The organism is Megasphaera sp. MJR8396C, from assembly GCF_001546855.1.
Lineage (GTDB): Bacteria > Bacillota > Negativicutes > Veillonellales > Megasphaeraceae > Megasphaera.
The window spans coordinates 1-7,369 of the sequence record NZ_KQ958212.1 but is presented as its reverse complement, the minus strand read 5'-3'; the positions used below and the strand labels follow the sequence as shown (position 1 = coordinate 7,369).

The 7,369-nt window shown below is 44.3% G+C and carries 5 protein-coding genes; all 5 read right to left on the bottom strand.

Going from position 1 to position 7,369, the window contains the following annotated elements; all coding sequences use genetic code 11:
• Positions 1-369: 369 nt before the first annotated feature.
• The 5 genes from cas7c to HMPREF3201_RS11165 all read right to left on the bottom strand — a co-directional run bounded on the left by cas7c (position 370) and on the right by HMPREF3201_RS11165 (position 7,199).
• Positions 370-1,278, bottom strand: coding sequence for a type I-C CRISPR-associated protein Cas7/Csd2 (gene cas7c / locus HMPREF3201_RS11185; protein WP_062413141.1), 909 nt, complete (start codon positions 1,276-1,278; stop codon positions 370-372).
• Positions 1,275-3,299: a type I-C CRISPR-associated protein Cas8c/Csd1 gene (gene cas8c / locus HMPREF3201_RS11180; RefSeq protein WP_062413140.1), complete on the bottom strand. Its 2,025-nt coding sequence runs from the start codon at positions 3,297-3,299 to the stop codon at positions 1,275-1,277. Before cas8c ends, cas7c begins: the two co-directional genes overlap by 4 nt.
• The gene (gene cas5c / locus HMPREF3201_RS11175) at positions 3,296-4,015 is read right to left on the bottom strand and encodes a type I-C CRISPR-associated protein Cas5c (RefSeq protein ID WP_062413139.1); all 720 of its coding nucleotides are present in this window, start codon (positions 4,013-4,015) and stop codon (positions 3,296-3,298) included. The genes cas8c and cas5c overlap by 4 nt, the downstream gene beginning before the upstream one ends.
• 12 nt (positions 4,016-4,027) lie before the next feature.
• The gene (locus tag HMPREF3201_RS11170) at positions 4,028-6,511 is read right to left on the bottom strand and encodes a CRISPR-associated helicase/endonuclease Cas3 (protein ID WP_062413138.1); all 2,484 of its coding nucleotides are present in this window, start codon (positions 6,509-6,511) and stop codon (positions 4,028-4,030) included.
• Positions 6,512-6,941: 430 nt separating this feature from the next.
• Positions 6,942-7,199 (bottom strand): hypothetical protein, encoded by a 258-nt coding sequence (locus tag HMPREF3201_RS11165; protein ID WP_062413137.1) that lies wholly within the window; start codon positions 7,197-7,199, stop codon positions 6,942-6,944.
• Positions 7,200-7,369: the final 170 nt, after the last annotated feature.

Below are 7,369 nucleotides of genomic sequence, written 5' to 3'. Positions count from 1 at the left end.
CAATCCACGCACCCTCACGGGGTGCGACTCCTTCGTCGTCTGAAGCGGGTTCGGCTGGAATCTGTTTCAATCCACGCACCCTCACGGGGTGCGACAGCAAAAGGGCTTTTTTGCAGTCACTTTTGCTTGTACCTATGGGAATATATTCCCACAGATACGGTTTATTCTTACTAAATTTAGGGATTTCATCAAATTTTTTATATTTTGCTTAAGGATTCTGACGACTAATATGATGTTCACTATACCTTCGCACTACATAAAGCTGTTTTTACACAGGTTTCAATTCATGACTTTCGACATATATCGTATCCATATGACATCATATTAGTCGAACAAATCCAAAATCTGACTACCCTTATAAGTAGTTATTTACTGTATTTTTTCGCCTTCTTGGTAGATTTCAATACTGAGGCCTTCGATATTTTTCAAAGCGCTGTCGTCGATGACGTAGTCGTCAAAGATATGCGGTGACGTGACGCCTTCTTTTAAGCTGGTCGTGATGCTGTGATGGACGCGAGCTGACGAGGCGTTGCCCGTTTTATTGTCATGGCGGACCCAATAGAATTTCGTCATTTCAATGCTGCCTTCGGGTCGAGCCGATGAGGCATCGTTTTCAAACAAGGTAACGAGAGCTTCTTTGACTTTTTCCGCATCTTCTTCAGAAAAACCTGTCTTTTCCGCCAACTGGACGTTGATGCTGCCGACAACTTTGTAGACACCGAAGTCGACACGATGTTTCATCCCCATCGTATCAGATCCTTTTGTATCAGCAGCCTTCCCGTTAACACTTCTCGTAATCTGCATACTGGTAATGATGATGGGGGTCAGACTGACTGCCGTATGAATGGATACAGGCCCGCGCACACCGGCCGAAACAGACTCAACACTCTTCTGAATCTTTTTCTTAAAAGCAAACACTTGACCAAAAGTACGAACGTCAGTCCATATTTTGCAGGCCTCTGCCGCAAACTCTTGTTTACCTTTTATGCTGTTTTCTTTCATCGTCAATATCGGTTTTTCCATGGCAGGTTCATTTACGACTCTCGTCTCAATACTGTCACATCCATCGTCGCAACGGTCATCCGATTGGACTAAAATCCGTTCTCCCATGTCCTGCAGGCGGTTGCGAATCTTGCGTTTAATGCAGACGTCAGAAATTTCGCCGTAGCCGTCGTAATCGCTGCGCGGCTGATTGCCGTTCAAAGGATCCCCGTTAGGATTGGCATGGTCTACGGTAATGAAGCCGATAAAGTCAATTTTGTTTGCTAATGTCGTCATGATAATTCCTCCCTATTTTTTTCATCTGACTGACTATTCGTATTATTATCTGCATTGTTACTCTCTCTCAACGCTTTTTCTTTCTTTTTCTTTTCAATGAGCTGCTGAATAGCAAATTGCTGACTGTAGAATCCAAGCAGGAAGCGACTCCCCAAGGGGGCATCAGAGACAAAATCGTCTTCTTTAAAAAGGGTCATGATCTGGGCCAACAACTCCCGATCTTCTCTATATTGTTCTCGCTTATGCATATACGGGAGCAGGCGATTGTGAATGGTCATCCACGTCGTCGACGGCCTCATGGAAAAGACTTCCATGTACTTCATAGCATTCGTAATCCGTGACCCCCGTTCATCTCCCTTAAACGTCGACCGTTCTATCTGGTCGGCTACGGCAAGGATTCTCCCAAAAAGATAATCGCGATTTCGATTCGTTTCGTCAAGTGCCACAGTATATACCTCCTCTTTATGTGTTTCATTCCATCGATTACAAATTATGGTACACGCAGGTTCTAAAATTTTCTGCCTCCACGGGTAATATTTATTACCCGTGGCTTGACTCGACCGGGTAACGACGCGTCGGACGACACACCGTTCGATATCGAGTGGCAACGGCCGCCCCTGTACGATACAATAGAAAATGCGTTCGATTTCCATCTTCATTTTATTTTTATTAACTCTTTCCCCATGGCAAGCCTTGACAAGAAGCTCAGGCGTCGGCACACCATAATAGCAAAGTGACGCATTATTAACTTCATCATATTTATGCTGAGCCCAGCGACCGTATGTATGCCATTTTTCAATACGATCAATAAAATCAACACCGGAAAACTCATCGTAATAGCAAATGGATAGTCTCCCCGGTGTCGCCGCATCGAGGACCATGACATTGGCTTGGGCAGTCGGATCTTTTTTAAAAACATGAGAATAACCTCTAATAGCCTTATCAAAGCTCATTTCCCATTCTTCTTGGGTCTGAGGGCGTGTCGTTTCTGGAGGGTTCTCCCATTGATCCGCAAAACTGTCTTCCTCTGCGATAACCTCTTCCGTATCTGAATAAACGCTTGGAATGGGTCTTGAACTCCAGGCCAAAAAGATGCGGCCATCACAATTATAGCCTTGATTGCGAATGAGCCACATCAAGGTATTCATAGCCTTTTGCGACGTTTCATAGCCGATTGACACACATTCATTGCTGGTCTCAAAGCGACCGCGAAAGGTAAGATCTCTGGCATCATTGGACGAAATGAGCTTAGCTCCATCACCGGCAAATCGAATACCCTTAGCGTGTTTATCGACGGGGCGCATCATTTTACCCATTGCATAGCAAAGATCCGGTGCTTGAGGAAACTCATGCTCAAAAAAGTCGATATATCGCTGCTGTACTTGCTGATCCTTCCATAAATCCGGTTTATCATCACCGGGAATGTCAATGACGCGAAAACGGACCAGAGCCTTTAAAAGATCGCCGGTCACTGCGGTAAAAATCGCTGGCTTATCCTTATCATGAGGCCATTTTTGCATAATATTGCCCTTATCATCACGATAGAGTACGGGCGGATTGGCCTTGCAAAGGTCGTCGATAACATCGTGCCGAGTGACGTATTTATAGACCGCTTCCACCTTGGGATCGCTGTATGGGGACTGAACCCATTTGCCTAAGAGCTCTACATAGAGAGAATACGGAGATTTTCCCTCGTCTCCACTCTTTTTTGTTTTTTTCTCGTGATATAAGTTATAGTCCCGGGCAACGTAGTTCAGTTTATCATGCAGCGGATGCGGTGCCGGACTCGACGTCCTCGATGCCGAATCGGGCGTACTAGGTATAAGAGTCGGCTGTTCTACCTTGGCAAGCGGCCTGGCCTGAACGAAATTTCCCTCACCGTCGACGGTTATTTCGATTTGAGCATTCTGAATGATATGCCCAATAGGCGGCAAGACAGCCTTGCTGCCATCGACCGCAGGCTTACCAGCTAACGCCGCATTGGCGTCATAGGTCTTAACTAACTGCGCAATCCAGCTCATAAGCGTTCTCCTTCCAACCCGGCGGCTTCCCGTTCAACGGGGCAGATATCTTCAGGGGTAAAGACTTTGGCCTTCCCTTTGTGAATATCCCGCACCAAGGTACAGGCCTCAGGTCGAATAAAATGAACGACGCCATGTTCCATAACCGGCTGCCAGAGTCTAACTTGCAGCATATCACGGCCTGTTTCGTCGGGATAATTAAAACCATGGAACATCGTACCCAAAGGAATTGCTGGGGTATCATCATAAAAACCCGGAGCCTCACCGTAGGAAACAGGTTCTACATAACCTTGGCACTCCCGCGTTCCTAAGAAAATATCACGACGACCGCCTCGTTCAACCATTCGTTTAGCAATGTTATGATGCTTATTTTCATTGCGGTCGCAGGCCAGGTCGGGCCGATGAAGATTAAATTCAAAATGAGCCTTTACTTCATAACACACATCGCTTAGATACTTATAAATAGACAAATTATGTACCTTGTCATAATACCCTTTCGGTTTAACGCCCCGGGACTGGGTTCGTATTACCTTCATGACCCTCATCTCATCGATATACCAGAGAATCGTCGGCTTCCAATAGATGCTTTCGACAATTCCTTTTAAAGCTTGGTACGTCGGCACGGCATATGAAGATTTTTCACCACCCATGCGGGTAATGGGATCGGTGAATAAGGCCATCCTGCCGTATACTTTAAAGGTTATTTCATTTCGCAAAATATCCCCTCCTTAATAATTACAAAGTGGATTGGCCTGTTCTTCCAATTTAAGGCCAATGGCCGAGTCATAATACTCTTTCCGTAAGGCTAAAGGCCCTTGCAAGGTCTGGAAAATAGCTCCCATTCGCTGAAGTTGTTCCACTTCATAAGAAAAAGCATTAACTGTATACTGCTGAGCCTGCTTAAGTAAGGCCAAGAGCTCTTTTGGATTCTCAATCTGTCCATTCAAGGAGGTAATTAAATCATCCCCTTTGTCATAAGGCACGACAATACCGATGGTTGCTGAGTCGATGACACAAAAAGCTTTGCTAACGTCCCTAAAGGCCTGCTTGTCGCAAAGTATTTCTTTGCCCCCGGGGACCTTATCCCGTCCTCCACAGGCCCCACAACCGGCATCATTTGCCGAAAGGAGATCCAAGCCGGTATTGTTTTTAGGTGGTAATTTGTAGGATTTATTGCCTTCCTCATAATCATCATAGTACTTCTTAAAATAGCGAACCAGATTCTCAGGCTGAAGAATATCCTGAATATCGATGGTATGGAGTAAGTCTTTGGCTATTTTGACCCCAATTTGGATATCGGGAAGCTTATCGAGTTTTTCCCCTTCCAATTGGAAAACCTTGACCAGACCGTATTCCATTTCACCGTGGCGGTTGCAGCGGCCGGCTGCTTGAGCAATGGAATCAAAGCCTGCCAAAGCACGATATACCGTCGTGAAGGATATATCGACACCGGCTTCAATCAACTGCGTCGAGATGCATATGAGCCTACGCTTCGATGTTCCGTCGTGAAGGGCCGCCAAGGCCTCCCTCATGCGGTCGATTTCATGCATTCGATGAGCCGAACACATCTTGGTACTCAAGTGAATGATTTCGACGTCGTCCCCGCTTTCCTTAACCAGATCTTTTACAGCCTTATAAATATTTCTAGCCTGACGAGTCAAATTGACGATACAGAGGACACTGCCACGCCTCATTGCATCCTGCAGCAGTGAAGGAGCCAGTGTTTCTGCCGTATATAGTTCATCTTTCAAATACTCGAATTTGACTCTTTGAAAAACCTCAAAAGTAGATTTTAAATCACTAATCATTTCTCCACCAGAATGAAGAGGGATAGGCATTTTATCCAATTGCGGCTGCGTCGCTGTGCAGAGGACGGCCGTGACACCGGCCAAGTCCTTTAGGAAATTCATGGCCAAATTAAAGATATAAGTGCATTTGATCGGAATAGTCTGAATTTCATCGAAGATAATGATGCTGTCGGCCAAGGCCTGAAGACGGCGAGCAGATTGGCAGCCACCATCAAATAAAGTCTCGAGAAAATGAACCTGGGTCGTAAAAATAACCGGTGTATCCCAACGTTCGGTCAATAACTTTCGCCAATTCCGTTCTTCTTCACTCATATCTTCCTTCGGCAATACGTTGGAATGGTGCTCTAACACGGCCTCATCAAACTGGAATACGTCACGGATTTCTTTGGCATTCTGATCGATGATCGACGTATAAGGGATGACAACGATAATTCGTTTTTTATGGTATTTCTTGGCCTGAGCTAAAGCAAAGCGCATACTGGCCAACGTTTTCCCACTCCCCGTTGGTACCGACAAGGAGTAGATACCCGGTTTCTCCGTTCCAAAGTGTTGGCAGGCATCACTGATTTTTTGCCGCTCCAAGGCAATGGCCCTGGCCTTACCCCCAGCTGGAAGGGCAAAGGAGTGAAGTTTGTCTTCCAATTTCCCGGAGAAGAGATTCCAAAGCTTATCGTAGTCCCAATCCTGGGTCAAAGAGGATCCACCCTCGAACTCGGCCGTATCCAATCGGTCAGCATCGACTAACCAACTAAAGAGCAGCCTTTCGACCATACCCCAGTAAAACCAATAAGCCAGGCGTTGTATGCTTTTATCTTTAGTACCAATCTGGCAAACCTTATGAATGCGAGCATCAAAAGCTTTGACTTCATCACGAGCTTGATAAAACAAATCATCCAGATTGGACTGTGCTAAGACGGATTCAAAAAAATAGGCTTCTTCTTCCGCCGTTTCAACGCCTTCTTTTTGAATACGTCGTACATAATCCGATTCGCCGCGCTCACTCAAAAAATTCTCTAATCCACTATGATGAGACATAACAGCCAATCCCACCAAAGTAATGGTCCGTTTTATGTTGTTGCCGGGGCTGACGCCCTTATAACGCACTGATAAAAACTTGGCGCCACCCGTCGAATGGTCGATTTTTCCGCGATAGTGAACTGCCTTTTTGGGGTCATCATGGGCTAAGCGAATATACCGCTGAAAAGGTAGATACTCTCCACCCGACTTACTTCGACTCTTAGAAAAATCATGTAAGAGACCGGTCAATTTTGCCAAAGCGCCCAAGCCCCAAGGTTTCGCCTCCACTTCCATCTTTTCGGCCACGTTCACCAAGTGATCCCGAAGAAGTTGCTCAACAATCTGGCCGTTCTCATCTTTTCGAAAATGTGCAATAATTTTTTCCATATAATCTCCTATCGATACGCCGTCAGGCTAGTCTATGACTGCAAGATACCAACCATAGACCGGTTCACGATACTACCACTGACAAGAAACGATTGACATACATGTATCTCTTAAACTCATTATACCACTATGTAATATTTGTCACAAAGTATATACATTAGAATTAGATAAAAATTAGACTAAATCATATAAAGTGATTTCCAGTCAATATTTTGTAGAAACTGCTAGTTCAACAAAATAGGTTCTTATGCTAAAATATCGCACCCAGAAGGGTGCGATATTTTAAGTACTCTAAAGAACATGCACATGTTTCAATCCACGCACCATATGGAATATGATGCGACATTTACAAAAAAATGTTACATAGCGATAGATTGTAGATAGCCAAAATATAACATCGCCATTTATATTTTTTCACGTTGAAAAGATTCTAAGAATAGGCCTTACAAATCGTTTTTATTCGACTTTTAGGGGAATGTCCACCCTGCTTTACGATGTCTACCTGTGTATGTTCTAATTCGCATTTCACGCGACACTTTATCTGTTCAGAAACATCCATGCCAACATTAGAAATTTCTTGACATGGACAGGATAGAAAAGGTACCTTTTGTGATACATTGATGGCAATATTCATTTTCTCCGCTTCACAAATATTTATTTTCAACTCTAAGGTTGTCCTCTCTTCCATTTATTCACCTCCTCTCTAGTTATTACAATTTGCTATCTACTTATTTAGTATACGCTAACAATCTATTTAGTGTCAATTGATATTAAAAAACATACACATAAACAAAAGATACTATGTCTGCATTGTAAAAGCCCCCTATTTGAACCGACCCCCTAAAGTTGGACCAAAAA